The following is a 15,952-nucleotide window of genomic DNA, read 5'->3' as shown; positions in this document are numbered from 1 at the left end:
ACGAACGAAAGTTCACGCCCCGATGGGCTCAACCGCTTTGCAGCAGCCATTGCGGTGTTGCATTCACCACAATGACATAGAGGCCGGAACGAAGTTTAACGTTCCGGCCTCAAATGTATAAGCCCCGGATTTCCGGGGTTTTTTTACTCAGATACACATACGCTTACTTGATTGCTCAACCCTGAATACGACGGAACTGGTCAACGTCGATGCCAAGCGTCTCAAGGTCCTGGGCAGTTGGCTTCTGACCAGCGCGCACAGCAGCAGAAGCACGAACGGCGCTACCGAATTGCGCGAATGCACGACCGAAACGATTATTGAAGCGGGTAAACATTTTTCTCTCCATCACGGACACTTCGTTGGTCCGTGCCCATGAAATGGGGATCGCTCCGCCGACTTAGAAGATCGGCATTTGCATGCCAGCCATGCAGTTTCGGCATGCTCCTTTCAGCCCGTCTTGATTGCGATCAATGCCACCCGCTTGCTGGCTTGCGAAGATCTTTTCAACCAAAGGAAGGAGCTACAGAATGTCGAATACCCCCCACACACTTGGAGAAGAGTTTCCCGGCCAACTCGATGCCATTCATGCCCTGAAAGCAAAGGATGCGCATTTTGCCCGCATTCTGGAAGAATATGATTCCGTCAATGACCGCATCCACCGCGCCGAAACAAAAATTGCGCCGGTGAGCCAGGAAGAAGAAACGAACCTGCGCAAACAGCGTCTCACCTTGAAGGACAGCATCGCCGAGGCGCTTGCCGCAGCCTGACGTGGCATTCGGGATAACATAACGTAAGTCACTAGCGAAAGCAGCCCGGACAGGGAGCCTTGGAGCGCATCTGGAAAAGTGTGAAACAGTTTTCCGACAAGGATGCGCTCTAACGTTGATCTGTCTTGGCTGAGGAAAGCAATGATGAAAGGATTTCTAATTGTTCCTGCTGCTTTTCGATAAGTGCTTTGAGTTCGTTCGAACGCAATTGATCAAACTTCTCGTGTAGCGCCATTATTTCGATTTCAGCCTTGAGGTTCACTTCGTAATCATGTGCAGCATCCAACCGGTCCCTTGCGGCTTGGCGGTTCTGGCTCATCATAATGATGGGCGCCTGCACTGCGGCTAGCATTGAAAGCACGAGATTGAGGAAGATGAACGGGTAAGGGTCGAAAGCAAGCGCAACCGTATTGGCAACGACCCACGCGACCAAAACGAGCGCAAACAGCATTATGAAGGTCCACGAACCACCGAATTCGGCGACCTTATCTGCCAGCCGCTGACCGTAGGTGAGCTTCTCGTCAAACGACCTGTTTACATCTCGTGCTATCGTTTGGCGCTCTGACAGTCGCGCGAGGACAGACTGTTCTCTGGCTGTCAGCGAATCTGCTGATCGCCCTAAATACCTTAGAGTTCGTTCTGCAACCTCGTGACGAAAGCCAGTGTCATTCTCATCGGCATGGGCCATTGCGATCTCCAATCATCCAGAGGTCCGCATGTTCCACAATTGCGAGAACGATCACAATCTCAAACCCTCAATAATCGCTGAGGATCGAGTTGTATTTTCCCGACGTGCATTTGTGTTGGCGCCTATTCGTCCGCAGACAACGCGCGCCACATGCGATGCCCGGCGGTCATAGACGAAGGCGCGCGTGTGCGGCTGCGTGCCATGTGAGCTCCTCGTGTTAATTGCGGTACGCCGTTGGTAGCGGCAAGAGGAGTGTGGAATGCCTCAATAAATGTGGTGTTAATGGACAGGCAAAAAGCGAGACGTTACCCTGTCGTGGGGCAAGGCGCTTTGCGGTCCTCCAGCTACACCATTCGCCGGGGGCGTCTTGTCGCCAACCTCAAATCAGGTTGTATTCTGGAATTGGCCAAAATCTGGAAAAGTGCGCACTTCTCAAAACTCGAGAACTGCGCGCCGCGCGCTTTGTGCGTAAGTTTCTATATAAGAACTCTTACGCACCAAAAGCAGCGTGCATTTGCGAACTCCTTTTAGGGTTTTTCGAGAAGTGCGCACAAAGAAGTGCGCAGTATCATAAGTTGTATTGTGATTGTGACAGTAGGTTGTATATGAAGGCTGGAATGGCCTGTTTGGCGTGCTGGCCACTTGCGTCTGAGAGAAACTCGGGGTTCAATTCTCTGCGGTAAAATTGGGGGCTAATTGAAATGTCTAAAAACCACACCGAAAATGAAAAAGCCAACACAGATTTACCGCAGAAGTGCGGGGTAGTGATGCCTATTTCTGCAATTGATGGATGTGATGAAACCCATTGGGCGCAAGTTTTAGAAATACTATCGGACGCCATTAAGACGGCTGGGTACGAGGCAAACCTCGTAAGTGCTGCTGATGATATAGGCGTCATCCACAAGCGAATTATTCAGAATCTCTATGAAAATCCGATCGTGGTTGTGGATGTTAGTGGGAAAAACCCGAATGTAATGTTGGAGCTTGGCTTGCGCCTCGCCTTCGATAAGCCAGTTGTTATCGTCAAGGACGACATTACAAGCTATTCGTTTGACACGTCGGCAATTGAGCATCTCACTTATCCCAGAGATTTGAGATACCCGACTATGATTAACTTTAAAGCCGACCTCGCTAGAAAGATTATCGGAACTGTCAAAGCATCGCAGAATGAAGGCTACACAACATTCTTGGGGCACTTCGGCCAATATAAGGCAGCACGCCTAGAGACCAAAGAGATTTCTCCCGAAAATTTCCTCCAAGAATTTTCTGAATTGAAGGATGAGATTCGAGCATTAGCGCGCCGTACTTACGTCGCTGATACAATGGAAAATCGAGGACAAAGCGTGTACCAAGCTGCTTTAGAACGAGCTAGAAGGCACATTGGGGATCGGAGCGCCCTATCTGAAGTAGAACAAGAAGAGATAGCTAACGAAGTTAGCGCTCAACTTCGAAGATATTTTCCCGGTTATCCAGCTGAACGACGACGTTTAATGGCAATGAGAGCTATTGCATCTGTTCTAGCTCATTCCAAAGAAACTGATCAAGGTGTCTTTAGTTAAACCTCTTCCAACGACACTGCATTCTTACATAAAGTGTGACTGAAACGGGGCCCTGGAACGTTTTCGTTGCAATTCTGTTGGGCTTGGCAGATTTCAATTTGGCTGATTAAGACGAAAAGCTTAGTCAGCAACAACAAAAAAGCGGAGCCGAAGCCCCGCTTTATAGTACGTCAAGCTACTTTTCGGCACGCCTTATGCGTGCCATCAAAAAACTTAGATATCGTATTGTTTTCTAGCGATATCTCCCAAGCCAGCCGCATCTAGGTTCTTCAGTGGGGCCAAGAAGGTGACGTGAATAACACCAGGATCGCGTCCGATTTCAATTGCACCATTAACCGTCGCACGATTGCGAACCTCACCGACGGACATGCCGAGCAGTTTTGCTGCTCGTTCGAGGCCATTGACGATGGCGGCATTCATGTTCGGCGCCGTTCCGATTACTGAAATCGGCGCCACTTCTTCTGTTTGCTCGACGCCCCATTGCTCTGCCAACTTTGCTGCTTTCAGTTTTTCCTCAGCAGTAAACGGTCGCGCCAGAGGTGGGAGGTCTTCCAACAAAGGGAACAACACAGGTCCATCATTGTTGTATTTCTTGAGAATTTCCACTTGAAGCGTCACGCTTCCTGCAACATCCATAGTGTGGCCTGCAATCTCACCGTCTCCCTGAGAGGCGTGCATGTCCCCCATGTAAACGCCCGCCCCCTTAACCTTCACAGGGCAAACAAGAACAGCTCCAGCGCGAACCGCATCGATGTCCATATGACCATCTGTTTTGTGTTCCAGCAATTGTTCGGGCGTCAGCGAATAGATGTGAGGAGCGCCGACGAGGAAGGCGCCAAAATCGCCAGCATTGTGTGAATCGGGCATAGCTATCGACGGAGTCGTACCGAGCTGTCCCAGGAATGGCCGCATACGAACAATGGCACCGACGAGATCGGCCGGCGCATAGTTCAGGATGGAATGCTGCACAGAGTTATCCGGTAGCGATGCGTAATGGTCGGCATTCTGCGCAATCTTTTGTGCTGCGGCTTGCGGCAGCGTGAGACCAACCGACTGCGTGTCATCAAAAACGACCGTATAACCATGCTCCATAGTAAAGGGCTTAATAGCTCCTCCACATTTGTTGCATTTCACGGAATCTTGGCCAACGCCTTCGATGTGTGTTTCAGGCCAAACTTCATCACAAGTTTGGCAACGCGCTGCCACGAATGGATCGCCGAGACAAAATTGGTTAGACACGGTGTCATGACCCGATGCCGTCGCAAGAGACGTCACAGATATATCTCGAATACGAATGACTACTCCGTCGCCAACTTCTGCTCCATCAATGAAAACAGGCTTAGTGACTTCATGACCACCGCGTAATCTAGGCGTTATCATTGGGCCCCAGCATCCCGGCGCAGTATTTGCAATGATGGTTCCGCCATTCTGCAACGGTCCAAGCATTGGCTCTTTTGGGTCGAGAACGCTGTTCGTGAAGCCATCAACCACGATGCTGCGCTTTGCGCCTGAAAAATTACCGTCCGCCATAATAGCCCTCCTATTAGCTCTTCATGAGACTGTAGCCGCGAGGCGCGTTTTTGCTAACTCATTTTTTGCGTCTTTAGGACGCAACCGCCCTCACAAACGTCGTCGTCTTTCGCTGCACCGGATCGCGCTCCTCGACTTTTGCCAAAAACCCTTCCTTGAATAGTGCCTTGGTAATGAGGTTGGTCCGCTTCTTCTGCACCTCGTCGTCGACATCCAGCCCTAGCGCATAGGCCACGGCGTGACCAACCCAATCCTTGGCCTGCGGCGCTTGCTTGTACATCCCGCCGTTTACAGCGCCACGGATTGCATCTTTCTGTTCATCAGTCAGCCCTTCGGCCACTTCTTCGCTGGACGGCCAATGCCATTCCGTCACGACCGGCGCATGGTCCTGCGGCTGCGTCAGGCCGCGACCATTGCCCAATGCCACGCTTTCGATATGCCGCCAATCCAGCCGGTGCGACAGCGGCGTAAGATTCGACTTGCCGTATGTGATCGAGAAGTAGCCGAACCGATCCATACCGGGAATGCCCGCCTCATTGGCCTGCGCTTCGGACATACGATTAAGCACACGCACGGATCGCGCTGCACCGATCAGAGCAACGGCACCGCGAGCGTCTTCAACGGTTGCCTCGCGGTCGCTCACCTTGCGCAGATGGTGCACAATGTCGATGGAGCAGTTCGTAGCCGCGCTGCTGGTACTTCAGAACGCGTGTTGACGAAGCTAGCGGATATCGCGTTCCAGCGTTGAATTTCAGGAACCGCTGGCTGTTGTGCTTCAGAAAGTCCGGATGAAAAACAAAGCCGGAGTCGATATGCTTTTCGCCGACGGCGATGAATTCTGCACCCTTCCACTTGGATCGCTCGCCCGTAGCCGGCACCCTTCGGAAACAGATCGTTGTCCTTGAAATACTTATTCAGCGTCGCCGATAGCGCGTCTTCCTTGTTTTTGTAACGAGGGAAGCCATTCCGATGTTTCGTAAAAACCTCATGCGCTATGCCGACCAACGGCAGCTTGCGGACAGACGACGCTGTTTTGATCTCGCGCGGATCCGCCGCATCTTTTCGGGGCGCAATAAGGATATGCGGTACTTTATCAGCGAGGAATATGTCTTCGGCTGTAATGTTACAGAGTTCGCTTGGCCTGCATCCTGTTTCAATCATCGCCAAGACGATACCGCGAGCTTCTTCGTTTAAGCTGACGAGTGGGCCATAGGTCAGGAACTTTACCTGGATGATATCCGTCGGAATTGGCGGCCGTGACTTTTCTACCTTCTCAGCAAAACTCAGACCGCGAAAAGGATTCGGCCGATCCCTATCGCCCATGTGCTTGAAGTATTCGGCAAAAAGCACGCGCATGCCACCCATCATGCGATTGCCCATGCTGGCAGATATCGGCTGCTTCCCTTTGGCTGGTTTCGTTATCATTTGTAGCCAGACCTTGTAGAATTTCTGCGCGTCTTCGCGGGTTATGTCAGCGATTGCTTTATCTGAGACAATCTTCACAAAATGATCGATCGCCCGCTGCTTGTGTGCGCGCCAACGCTTTTTCTGGATTTCGCTCTTGCCCGTCAGTTCATCGGGCGTGATCTCGTCAAAGTAGATTTTGAGGGCTTGCGTCACAGACACTGATGGGATGCTTGCGGCACCCACTGCGGCCGCGTCTTCTACCGGATTGCCAGTTACGAGGTTTAGTCGGGTCGCCAGCGCATCATCAGGCATCGCGAGCAGCCTATCGGCTGACACATATGAAATTCCGATGGCTTCTGCGCGCTTAATGGCTGCATCATATAGTGCCCGAGCCTTATCCCCGTCAGCGCCAGCATTCAGCATAGCCCATAGCGCGTCGTCAGCCGACTCATACCCATCGCGCTTTGTCATCGCCCGAGCGAGATCGCTAGTTTTCAGGCTTACGCGGACGATAGGAGCGCGACTATCCTTGCCTGCAACAGACATGGGAACGCGGCGAACATACTGATAAACGCCGTCGCGGCTTTTCAAATATCGATGAGGATCTGATTTGATACGATAGCCAGCCATACAGGCATGATACCATAGTCTGGCACACTAAGTAGCGCATTTTGTAGCACAGTATGTATCACAAAACGGTACGTTTAAGATCAAACCAACAATAGAAAATCCGCCTAAGCGATTGATATTATTACATATTATTACGATGGGTGGCTTGAAATAATGGTACGGTCGGTTGGAGTTGAACCAACGACCTCAGGAGCCACAATCCTGCGCTCTAACCAACTGAGCTACGACCGCGTACCTTTGTGTCGGCTGCGTGACGCTCTGGCGTCGCCGACAGGGGGTCACATACGGAGAATCGATCCATATTGCAAGTGATTATAGCTCTCTTTTTTCAGAAATTCCCAATTGCGGGATTCTATATCAAATCCTGCTGTGAACGGTCACGGGCTGGTAACCATTATAGGAGACCGGCTGTGCACAACCTGGATATTGGCCCGAGCCTGTAAAATTGCCTTTCCCACATTAACTAATGAAACAGAAAATGCAGCCCATACCCAATGGCAATGTGGACCCGCGCCCATAAGAGGCTTATTAACAGGGTGTTAACGAGCACTGCGGGCGGTCGAAAGAACAGGTAAGGACAGGTATGTCAGGATCATACCCCTTCATCGATATTGCCGCGCTGGATTCTATCCGCGAAGGCTTTGCAAAGGGTGATGCGCAGCTCGTGCTGACGCAGGACCTTTCGGCAGTGCTTTGGGTCAACGGCCCCGGCGCGAAGCTTTTCGGCTTCGATCGCGTGGAAGACATGATCGGCGGCGGCCTTGATCTGCCCATAGCCACACGCCGGCAGATCGCCTCGTCGAACAGCAATGCGGAGGGTGAAACCCGAACCGTTTCCGTTCGTCTGGGTGGCGGATTGCGTTCCGATCTCACCCGTTTCAGCGTTTCGCACATCACCCTTCCCGACGGCGTGTCCGGGCTGCTGCTGACTGCCGATGGCAAGGACGCAGACGCTGAAGCCATCATTTCCGGCCTGAGCGATGACAGCACGCATATTGCACTGATTGACGCAAGCAGCCGGGTGATTGCCGCAAGCCCGCGTTTTGTAGCGCTCGACATTTCCTCCACCACGCTGGAAGACCTTGTCATCGAAGCCGCAGACGCGAGCGACCGCATCGTCAAACGTCGCATCCGCGCTGGAAAGCACTCCATACCCGGAGCGATTGCGCGACTGACCGACACGCCGCCCATGCACCTTCTCTTCATTGTCGGTGACGCTCCCCTCGCGACATTGGAAGCACCTGTCGCCATGCAGGGTGAAGCCGAAGAGATACTGGAAGAGATGCTTCCAGAGCCAGCAGCAAGCGCAAATACTGAAGACGCTTCTGCCGATCAGCCGAAGCCCCGCAACTTTGTGTTCGAACAGGATGCTCCGCCAGCGCGCTTCATCTGGAAGGTAGGCCCCGACGGCACTTTCAGTGAAATATCGCCGGACCTTGCCGCAACGATTGGACCGAATGCGGCTGACGTCGTTGGACGTCGCTTTGCCGATGTTGCCAATGTCTTCGGCTTCGATCCGGATGGCAGCATTGCGGCCCTGCTGGACAAGCGTGACACATGGTCGGGGAAACGGTTGATGTGGCCGGTAGAGGGCACGGATTTGCGCGTGCCGGTCGAGCTTGCCGCCCTGCCCGTCTATTCCCGCGACCGGGAGTTTACCGGTTTCCGCGGCTTTGGTCTGGTGCGTCCGGCAGAGACCGAAAAGGACCCGGAGGAAATCGGGCTGGTGCTTGCAGGTGGCATTCCGCAGACGCGCAAGCCTGTCAACGAGCCGGTTGAAACGGCAACATCTGTCGAAGACGACGACGTTCTGGCGCTGAGCGAAGAAGTCGCCAATGACGATAGCCCTGTTGCAACGTTGCCCAAGCCGCCGCTGGACATCGCACCGACACCGGGGCGCCGCGAATCCGACAAGGTCATCAGCCTGCTGAATGCCTGCGCGCAGGAAAAAGTGGCCGCAGATCAGGCACGCATGCTGAAGGAACAGGAGCGCGAAGAGCGCCCCGAAGGCGGGCTGACCAAGACCGAACGCAATGCGTTTCGCGAAATCGCTGACCGTCTGCGCAAGCAGGGTCTTGCCAATTCGCGCGCCGAAACCGAAACGGCTGCCATATCGGAAGAAACCGTTGCTGACAGTTCTCAGCCGGTCGAACAGACTGACGCGAAAGCGCCGTTCATCGATGACGTTGCAACGGAAGAAGTCCCATTTGCGGCCTCCGCAGCGACCTACGGCGATGAAACCGCTCTTCTGGCCAATCTTCCTGTGCCGGTGATTATTCATTCGGGCGACAAGATTCATTACGTCAATCAGGCTTTGCTCGATCTCACTGGCTATGAATCGCTCGACGATATTCGCGATGCGGGTGGCGTGGACGTGCTGTTCAACAGCGAAAGCGATGATGGTGAAACGCGACAGGGCATGGTGCTGCGCCGTGCCAATGGCAGCGAAGAACCTGTCGATGCGCATCTCAATGCCATTTCCTGGCGCGATGGCCGCGCACTTATGTTGAGCCTGATGCCGGTAGCTGCTGCCCCGGCACCCGTTGAAACTGTTGCCGTCCCGGCTGAAACGCCGGTCGCTATCAATGTCGCCATCAATACGGATGACGAGAAGCAGGCGCTTGCAGATCATGTCGAAGAACTGAAGACCATTCTCGACACGGCAACGGACGGTGTTGTTCTCATCGACCCGGAAGGCCGCATCCGCTCCATGAACCATTCGGCCTCGGCTTTGTTCGGCTATGAACGCGACGAGACGGAAGGCAAGTTCTTCTCGATGCTGTTTGCCATCGAAAGCCAGCGCGCCGCGATGGACTATCTGCATGGCCTTTCCGGCAACGGCGTTCTGAGTGTCCTCAATGACGGGCGCGAAGTGATCGGTCGCGAAGCCAAGGGTGGGTTCATTCCGCTGTTCATGACCATCGGCAAACTGCCCCATGCGGGTGGGTACTGTGCTGTCCTGCGCGACATTACGCAGTGGAAGCGCACCGAGGAAGAACTGACCAACGCCCGCAAGGAAGCTGAACGCGCTTCGAGCCAGAAGACCGAGTTTCTGGCACGCATCAGCCACGAAATCCGCACGCCGCTCAATGCGATTATCGGCTTTTCGGAGTTGATGGCCGACGAAAAATTCGGCCCTATCGGCAATGATCGCTACCGGGATTACCTGCGCGACATCAATCGTTCCGGCAATCACGTGCTGGCATTGGTCAATGATCTGCTCGACATTTCAAAGATCGAAGCTGGCGCTCTCGACATGCAGTTTGAAGCGGTTTCGCTCAACGATGCCATTGCCGAGGCCATCGCGCTGATGCAGCCGCAGGCCAATCGCGAACGCGTCATCATCCGTTCGAGCTTCCAGTCCAACCTGCCCGACATCGTGGCTGACACGCGTTCGATCAAGCAGGTGGCCCTGAACCTTCTGTCCAACGCAGTGCGCTTCACCGCGCCGGGCGGCCAGGTGATTGTATCGACGAGCTATGAAATGAACGGCGACGTCGTGATGCGGGTGCGCGACACCGGCATCGGCATGACCAAATCCGAGGTCGAACAGGCGCTGAAGCCATTCCGGCAGGTCAATGCACTGGAACGCCGCAAGGCCGAGACCGCGAAAGACTGGCGCAGCGAAGGCACTGGACTGGGCCTGCCCCTGACAAAAGCCATGGTGGAAGCCAATCGTGCGCAATTTGCCATCGATTCCACTCCGGGGCATGGAACTGTGGTTGAAATCGCCTTTCCGCCGACGCGCGTTCTGGCCGACTGATCGGCACCTTCAAGGGCTAAAGAACCTCCCCTTGCGGGAGGTTTTTTCATGTCCTGATGGTCTGATCCCGACATTTGCATCCCTCGGATATGAACGCCGAGCAAATGTCGGAATCAAACGTCAAATTCAATCCACTCGTTTCAACTCAAAAAAAAGCGCCGGACGAACCGGCGCTATCAGAATCTCAGAGACAAAAGGACACGAAAGCAATTCGCAGTGGAGCACCGGAAACGGCAGCTCGATCATCACTCAGTGTTGCATCCCTTATCGCGTGAAGCCGGTTAACGACGCCTTAAATTCTTCGTTCAGAATTTACTCATTGGTAGCGACTGTAAAATCAGGGTTAATTTCCGTGCAGCAATTGATTAACCATAGGAAAGAAGCAGCACTGGTGATTTGATTCCGTCATCTGCCACCGCAGATGATGAGTCATACATCTAGTGTGGTTTACGGATTTGAAGTTCCTGGACGATGATGCCATGCAAATGGCAGGAACTTCAAATCCACCACACTAGCGTCTTTGCTTTGGCCGATTGCTGGTTTACAGCTTGGAGCGCATCCCGAAAAGTGTGAAGCGGTTTTCGGATAAGATGTGCGGAAAAACAGTTAGAGCGCCGATCCGACTCAATCAGATCTGCGCTCTAATGAAACACATTGATTGGATGATTGATGCGCTGGCCCCGATTTATGCGCCTCATAATTGCGCTCGTCATTCTCTGCGCCGCGGCTGCAGCAACCTTGCTGGCCGTGGTGCCTTTCATCGTCTCGACCGATGCCATCCGTATTCGCGTTGCGCAGGAAATCAGCGCCTGGACCGGCTATAGCGTCGAACTCAGGCAAGCCCCTCGCCTGAAAGTGTTTCCTGTTCTGCGCGCGTCCCTGAATGGTGTGACGCTCAGCAAGCTTACGGATCAGGGACAGAAGCCGCTCATGAGCGCAGACCGTATCGACGTGGAACTCTCGCCGCTCGATGCCATCATGGGACATATCTCCTTTTCCGAAACGCAGATCGTCCGCCCACATGTCAATCTCGACGGCCCGGTTTCGAATTTCTCGCAACTCCTTGATGCCATCGCCAATTCCAACGGACGGCTCGGCACTGCAATCCGTGCGCAACGCGCCCTGCAAAAAAGCGGCTCCGGCGACAATGCGCAGGCTGCACAGCAGGCTTCGCAACCCTTCGGTCGCGTCGTGGTCCGCGATGGAACGATTGCATTCAACCGTCCGGGCAGCGAGCCGGAAATCACCAATGACGAACAGATAACCAATGTCAGTGCAACGCTGGAATGGCCGCGCACATCGAGCGCCGCAACGCTGAAGGGCAGCGCCAAATGGCGTGACGAAACCTCCCAGTTCAGCCTGACTGCGGCACAAGCCCTGCCGCTTCTGGCTGGTGGCACATCGGATGTGACCGCGAGCCTGACTGCCAATCCGCTAAGCCTTACCTTTCAGGGCAAGGCGAATATTTCCAAGGATCGCTTTTTCGAAGGCGATCTGACCGCCAAGACCCCGTCGCTCAGTGGCGCAGTGCGCTGGCTGAGCCTTCCTCCGATTGCAGGCAGCGCCGAAATTGGCGCTTTCTCACTGGATTCGACTATTACCGCGACGCCGAAGCGACTGAAATTCGCAGATGTGGAAATGACCGCCAGCGACAGCCCGGCTAAAGGTGTGATCGAGATCGGTCTGGAGCAGGAGCAACCGGCTGTGACCGGCACGCTGGCTTTCGACAAGCTCGACCTTCGCCGCCTGTTTTCGGCTTTCATTCCGCTGCCTGACAGCGGAGCGCGTTCGCCGAACGAGCGCAACAATCACGACCGCGATGTCGTGGATACGAGCTTTATCGATCGTGCGGAAGTTGATCTTCGCCTTTCCGCGCAAAACGCTACAGCAGGCCCCGTGACCATGACGGGCGTAGCGGCTGCGGTACAGATACGCGGTGGCCGCGCCATCTTCGACATCGGCGATGCCAAAGCCTTCAACGGCATCATGCAAGCCAATGTTCAGATTGTGCGCGACTTGAAGAGCGCCAGCGGCGAATTGCGCTTCAACGCCTCGGATATCGACAGTTCGCAGTTCTTCACCGCACTTGGCTTCGACAAGCCGTTCGTGAGCGGCAAAGGCAATGTCTCGCTTTTCATGAAAGGTCCGGCCAATCGCTGGTCCGGCCTACTGACCAATGCGCAGGGCAATGTTTCCATTCAGCTCAACAATGGCCAGATGCAGGGCTTTGCCGTGCAGGATTTTCTCACCAAAGCGCAGAGCCAGCGCTTCTTCGCTCTTGAGCGGAAGGAAAATGTTGCGCTCGCCTTCAATCGTCTGGATGTGAAGGCCAATCTGTCCGACGGGGTGGCTACGCTGGAAAATGCGCGCCTCGATACATCCGACGGCACGCTGACACTGGCAGGAATCGTGCCTTTTGTGGATCGCAGCCTGGCGCTGAGCGGCGAAGTCGTGTTCCCGAACAGCCAGCCGCAGCAGCCACAGGAAGGCAGCACGGACGGTCAGGACAACCAGCAGCCTGCCGAAAATCCGCCCGCCAAGCCGCCGCTCAATTTCTTCGTCGGCGGCTCGTGGGATCGGCCATTTATTTCGCCGTCCTCAATGGGAACGGGGCAGTAAGCCCCGTTTTTCTGTTTTTCACTATCCCATACGGAATGCCGCCTGCTCGTCGCGGCGGCGCTGCACTTCACGGCGCTTGTTGACGACCGAAGCAATAATGACGCCGATGGTCACCAGCGCGATCAGGATTGTACAGACCGCGTTGATTTCCGGCGTCACGCCAAGACGCACCTGGCTGTAGATTTTCATCGGCAACGTCGTTGCACCCGGACCGGAGGTAAAGCTTGCGATCACAAGATCGTCGAGCGACAGGGTAAATGCGAGCATCCAGCCTGAAACCACCGCAGGCAAAATCACCGGCAATGTGATCTTCATGAAGGTTGTGACCGGCGGCGCACCCAGATCCATTGCCGCTTCTTCCAGCGAGCGATCAAAACTCACCAGACGCGATTGTACGACGACTGCGACGAAACACATCGAAAAGGTGATGTGCGCGAGCGTTACCGTCCAGAAGCCGCGGTCGAAATTCATCGCCACGAACAACAGCAGCAGCGACAGGCCGGTAATGACATCCGGCATGACCAGCGGCGCATAGACCATGCCCGAAAACAGGATGCGTCCGCGAAAGCGCGTATAGCGTGTCAGCGCAAGTGCTGCGAGCGTGCCCAGAACAGTCGCAATCGTTGCAGACAGAAGCCCGACGCGGATCGTCACCCACGCCGCATCCATCAGCGCCTGATTGCGGAACAGCTCAACATACCATTTGGTCGAGAACCCCGCCCAGACCGTCACCAGCCGGGATTCATTGAACGAATAGATGACCAGCAGCACGATGGGCAGATAGAGGAAGGCAAAGCCGACAACCACCGATGCGATATTGAAACGGGACCAGTTGTTGTTCATCGCTTATTTCCCCTTTTCCTGCGCGCGTGCCTGCACCTGCTGGAAGATCACAATCGGCACGATCAGCAGGATCAGCAGCACCACCGCAACAGCGGATGATACTGGCCAGTCGCGGTTGGAGAAGAACTCGCTCCAGATCGTCTTGCCGATCATCAATGTCTGCGACCCGCCGAGAAGATCGGGGATCACGAATTCACCGACAGCCGGGATGAAGACCAGGAAGCAGCCTGCCAGCACACCGGCGAGCGACAGCGGAAACGTAATTTTCCAGAATGCGGCAAACGGCGTGCAGCCCAGATCCTGCGCCGCTTCGATCAGTGAATAATCCATCTTTTCAAGCGACGAATAGATCGGCAGCACCATGAAAGGCAGATAGGAATAGACGATACCGATGAAGACCGCCGTATCGGTGTTCAGAATGTTGAGCGGCGTATCGATGACATTGAGCCACATCAAAAACTGGTTCAGCAGCCCTTCCGGCTTCAGAATACCGATCCACGCATAGACGCGGATCAGGAACGAGGTCCAGAACGGCAGGATCACCAGCATCAGCAGCGTCGGGCGGATTGTCGTCGGCGCGCGCGCAATGCCATAGGCCATCGGATAGGCCACCAGCAAGGTCAGGAAGGTGGAGATAGCCGCAATGCGAACGCTCGACAGATAGGCCTTGTAATAAAGGGGATCGTCCAGCAGCCACAGATAATTGTCGAATGAAAGCTGCTTTATTCTCTCCCAGGTCGCAGCAAACCCCTGCGCCAGATCGAAGGTCGGCGTATAGGCCGGGATCGCCATCGCGACTTCCGACAGGGAAATCTTGAAGACGATGAAAAACGGGACAAGAAAGAATACCAGCAGCCAGAAATAGGGTATCGCGATGACGAGGCGGCTGGCAATGGAAGCGATAAGCTTCTGCATGGTGGCCTCCTCAGGCAGTCAGCACCAGACCGGCGTCGGTATCGAAGGAAACCCAGACGCGCTCGTCATAGGTCAGCGGATTTTCGGTCTTGCGCACGGCATTGAGGCTTGCGGCCTTAATCGTGCGCCCATTTTCGAGCCGCACGTGGAACACCGTCATATCGCCGAAATAGGCAATATCCCACAACTCGCCTTCCACCGCGTTGACTGAAGCTTCTTCCGGCTTGGTGCGCGAAATGCGGGTCTTTTCCGGGCGCACTGCATACCAGACCTTCTGGCCCGGATTGAGTTCCTCGCGGGTCTCGGTCTGAATGTGGAAACCGAATTTTTCGGTTGCGATTTCCGCCTCGCCATTGGCGGCTTTCACCACTTCGCCTTCGATGATGTTCACATTGCCGATGAAGTCAGCCACGAATTTGGAGCGCGGCGCCTCATAGACTTCCGCCGGTGTCGCCACCTGCTTGATGCGGCCCTTGTCCATGACCGCGATACGGTCGGACATGGTCATGGCTTCTTCCTGATCGTGGGTCACGACCATGAAGGTCATGCCAAGCTTGACCTGCAAATCCATCAGTTCAAACTGGGTTTCTTCGCGCAGCTTCTTGTCGAGCGCACCAAGCGGCTCATCCAGCAGCAGCACCTTGGGGCGCTTGGCGACAGAGCGGGCAAGCGCCACGCGCTGCCGCTGGCCGCCCGACAACTGATGCGGCTTGCGCTTGCCATATTGCTCCAGCTTCACGAGCTTGAGCATTTCAGCGACGCGCGCATCGATTTCCGATTTCGCCATACCGTCCTGCTTGAGGCCGAAGGCGATATTGTTCTCGACCGTCATATGCGGGAACAGCGCATAGGACTGGAACATCATGTTGACCGGGCGCTTATAGGGCGGGATGCCGCGCATATCCTGACCGTCGAGCGTGATACGGCCCGATGTCGGCTCCTCGAAGCCTGCCAGCATGCGCATCAGCGTGGTCTTGCCACAGCCGGAAGCACCCAGCAGCGCGAAAAACTCGCGGTTGAAAACATTGAGCGAGAGGTCATCAACGGCAGTAAAATCGCCGAAGATTTTCGTCACATTCTCAAAAGAAATGAAGGGCTTGGCCGCCGGATCGTTCCAGGGCGCAAATTTGCGGCGAAAGCTGCCAAAAGATTCCATTCCGTTCCCCTATCCGATCTACCCGGAACCAAAAGCCTGTCTTAAAAGCGGGACCGCTCTCGATAATTATGCTGT

At 54.8% G+C, this 15,952-nt stretch carries 12 protein-coding genes and 1 tRNA gene; 4 read left to right on the top strand and 9 right to left on the bottom strand.

Annotated features, from left to right (window positions below):
- Positions 1-175: 175 nt before the first annotated feature.
- Positions 176-334: a hypothetical protein gene (locus F9K91_RS26040; protein WP_100229493.1), complete on the bottom strand. Its 159-nt coding sequence runs from the start codon at positions 332-334 to the stop codon at positions 176-178.
- 193 nt (positions 335-527) lie between these two features.
- On the opposite strand from F9K91_RS26040, the gene F9K91_RS20790 reads away from it, so the two are divergent.
- Entirely contained in the window at positions 528-767 is a 240-nt protein-coding gene (locus F9K91_RS20790) for a YdcH family protein (RefSeq protein ID WP_061346959.1), read from the top strand.
- 109 nt (positions 768-876) lie between these two features.
- Here the strand turns inward: F9K91_RS20790 and F9K91_RS20785 are convergent, their stop codons facing one another.
- Positions 877-1,455 carry a DUF1003 domain-containing protein gene (locus F9K91_RS20785; RefSeq protein WP_061346958.1) on the bottom strand — a complete coding sequence of 193 codons (579 nt, stop codon included), beginning with the start codon at positions 1,453-1,455 and terminating at the stop codon, positions 877-879.
- A 701-nt stretch (positions 1,456-2,156) separates the two neighbouring features.
- Here F9K91_RS20785 and F9K91_RS20780 point away from each other — a divergent pair.
- Entirely contained in the window at positions 2,157-3,014 is an 858-nt protein-coding gene (locus F9K91_RS20780; protein WP_151678623.1) for an RNA helicase, read from the top strand.
- A 213-nt stretch (positions 3,015-3,227) separates the two neighbouring features.
- On the opposite strand, the gene F9K91_RS20775 is transcribed toward F9K91_RS20780, so the two are convergent.
- The 4 genes from F9K91_RS20775 to F9K91_RS20760 all read right to left on the bottom strand — a co-directional run bounded on the left by F9K91_RS20775 (position 3,228) and on the right by F9K91_RS20760 (position 6,812).
- Positions 3,228-4,544 (bottom strand): acetamidase/formamidase family protein, encoded by a 1,317-nt coding sequence (locus F9K91_RS20775; RefSeq protein ID WP_151678622.1) that lies wholly within the window; start codon positions 4,542-4,544, stop codon positions 3,228-3,230.
- Positions 4,545-4,617: 73 nt separating this feature from the next.
- The gene (locus F9K91_RS20770) at positions 4,618-5,187 is read right to left on the bottom strand and encodes an AAA family ATPase (protein ID WP_235913321.1); all 570 of its coding nucleotides are present in this window, start codon (positions 5,185-5,187) and stop codon (positions 4,618-4,620) included.
- Positions 5,184-6,581, bottom strand: coding sequence for a site-specific integrase (locus tag F9K91_RS20765; RefSeq protein ID WP_208852717.1), 1,398 nt, complete (start codon positions 6,579-6,581; stop codon positions 5,184-5,186). The genes F9K91_RS20770 and F9K91_RS20765 overlap by 4 nt, the downstream gene beginning before the upstream one ends.
- A gap of 154 nt (positions 6,582-6,735) precedes the next feature.
- Positions 6,736-6,812, bottom strand: a tRNA-His gene (locus F9K91_RS20760).
- Between the two features lie 352 nt (positions 6,813-7,164).
- On the opposite strand from F9K91_RS20760, the gene pdhS reads away from it, so the two are divergent.
- Complete coding sequence (gene pdhS, locus F9K91_RS20755; RefSeq protein WP_151678621.1) at positions 7,165-10,344, top strand: cell-division control histidine kinase PdhS; 3,180 nt, start codon at positions 7,165-7,167, stop codon at positions 10,342-10,344.
- Positions 10,345-11,013: 669 nt separating this feature from the next.
- Positions 11,014-12,963 (top strand): AsmA family protein, encoded by a 1,950-nt coding sequence (locus F9K91_RS20750; RefSeq protein ID WP_151555647.1) that lies wholly within the window; start codon positions 11,014-11,016, stop codon positions 12,961-12,963.
- A 21-nt stretch (positions 12,964-12,984) separates the two neighbouring features.
- Here F9K91_RS20750 and F9K91_RS20745 read toward each other — a convergent pair whose 3' ends face one another.
- Genes F9K91_RS20745 through F9K91_RS20735 form a run of 3 tightly spaced genes read right to left on the bottom strand, consistent with a single transcriptional unit; the run spans position 12,985 to position 15,877 of the window.
- Positions 12,985-13,806 (bottom strand): ABC transporter permease, encoded by an 822-nt coding sequence (locus F9K91_RS20745; RefSeq protein WP_151678620.1) that lies wholly within the window; start codon positions 13,804-13,806, stop codon positions 12,985-12,987.
- A gap of 3 nt (positions 13,807-13,809) precedes the next feature.
- On the bottom strand, positions 13,810-14,721 hold the full coding sequence (locus tag F9K91_RS20740) for an ABC transporter permease subunit (RefSeq protein ID WP_151678619.1): 912 nt from the start codon (positions 14,719-14,721) through the stop codon (positions 13,810-13,812).
- Between the two features lie 10 nt (positions 14,722-14,731).
- Positions 14,732-15,877, bottom strand: coding sequence for an ABC transporter ATP-binding protein (locus tag F9K91_RS20735; protein ID WP_151555644.1), 1,146 nt, complete (start codon positions 15,875-15,877; stop codon positions 14,732-14,734).
- Positions 15,878-15,952: the final 75 nt, after the last annotated feature.

This window comes from Brucella tritici (genome assembly GCF_008932295.1).
GTDB classification, from domain to species: Bacteria; Pseudomonadota; Alphaproteobacteria; order Rhizobiales; family Rhizobiaceae; genus Brucella; species Brucella tritici.
Note: the sequence above shows the minus strand (reverse complement) of the source record. Positions and strands in the feature narration are given on the sequence as shown.

What these genes read in the sequence shown, in the direction of transcription:
- F9K91_RS26040 (WP_100229493.1), bottom strand. Translation starts at nt 334, where the DNA reads ATGTTTACCCGCTTCAATAATCGTTTCGGTCGTGCATTCGCGCAATTC.
- F9K91_RS20790 (WP_061346959.1), top strand. Translation starts at nt 528, where the DNA reads ATGTCGAATACCCCCCACACACTTGGAGAAGAGTTTCCCGGCCAACTC.
- F9K91_RS20785 (WP_061346958.1), bottom strand. Translation starts at nt 1,455, where the DNA reads ATGGCCCATGCCGATGAGAATGACACTGGCTTTCGTCACGAGGTTGCA.
- F9K91_RS20780 (WP_151678623.1), top strand. Translation starts at nt 2,157, where the DNA reads ATGTCTAAAAACCACACCGAAAATGAAAAAGCCAACACAGATTTACCG.
- F9K91_RS20775 (WP_151678622.1), bottom strand. Translation starts at nt 4,544, where the DNA reads ATGGCGGACGGTAATTTTTCAGGCGCAAAGCGCAGCATCGTGGTTGAT.
- F9K91_RS20765 (WP_208852717.1), bottom strand. Translation starts at nt 6,581, where the DNA reads ATGGCTGGCTATCGTATCAAATCAGATCCTCATCGATATTTGAAAAGC.
- pdhS (WP_151678621.1), top strand. Translation starts at nt 7,165, where the DNA reads ATGTCAGGATCATACCCCTTCATCGATATTGCCGCGCTGGATTCTATC.
- F9K91_RS20750 (WP_151555647.1), top strand. Translation starts at nt 11,014, where the DNA reads ATGCGCTGGCCCCGATTTATGCGCCTCATAATTGCGCTCGTCATTCTC.
- F9K91_RS20745 (WP_151678620.1), bottom strand. Translation starts at nt 13,806, where the DNA reads ATGAACAACAACTGGTCCCGTTTCAATATCGCATCGGTGGTTGTCGGC.
- F9K91_RS20740 (WP_151678619.1), bottom strand. Translation starts at nt 14,721, where the DNA reads ATGCAGAAGCTTATCGCTTCCATTGCCAGCCGCCTCGTCATCGCGATA.
- F9K91_RS20735 (WP_151555644.1), bottom strand. Translation starts at nt 15,877, where the DNA reads ATGGAATCTTTTGGCAGCTTTCGCCGCAAATTTGCGCCCTGGAACGAT.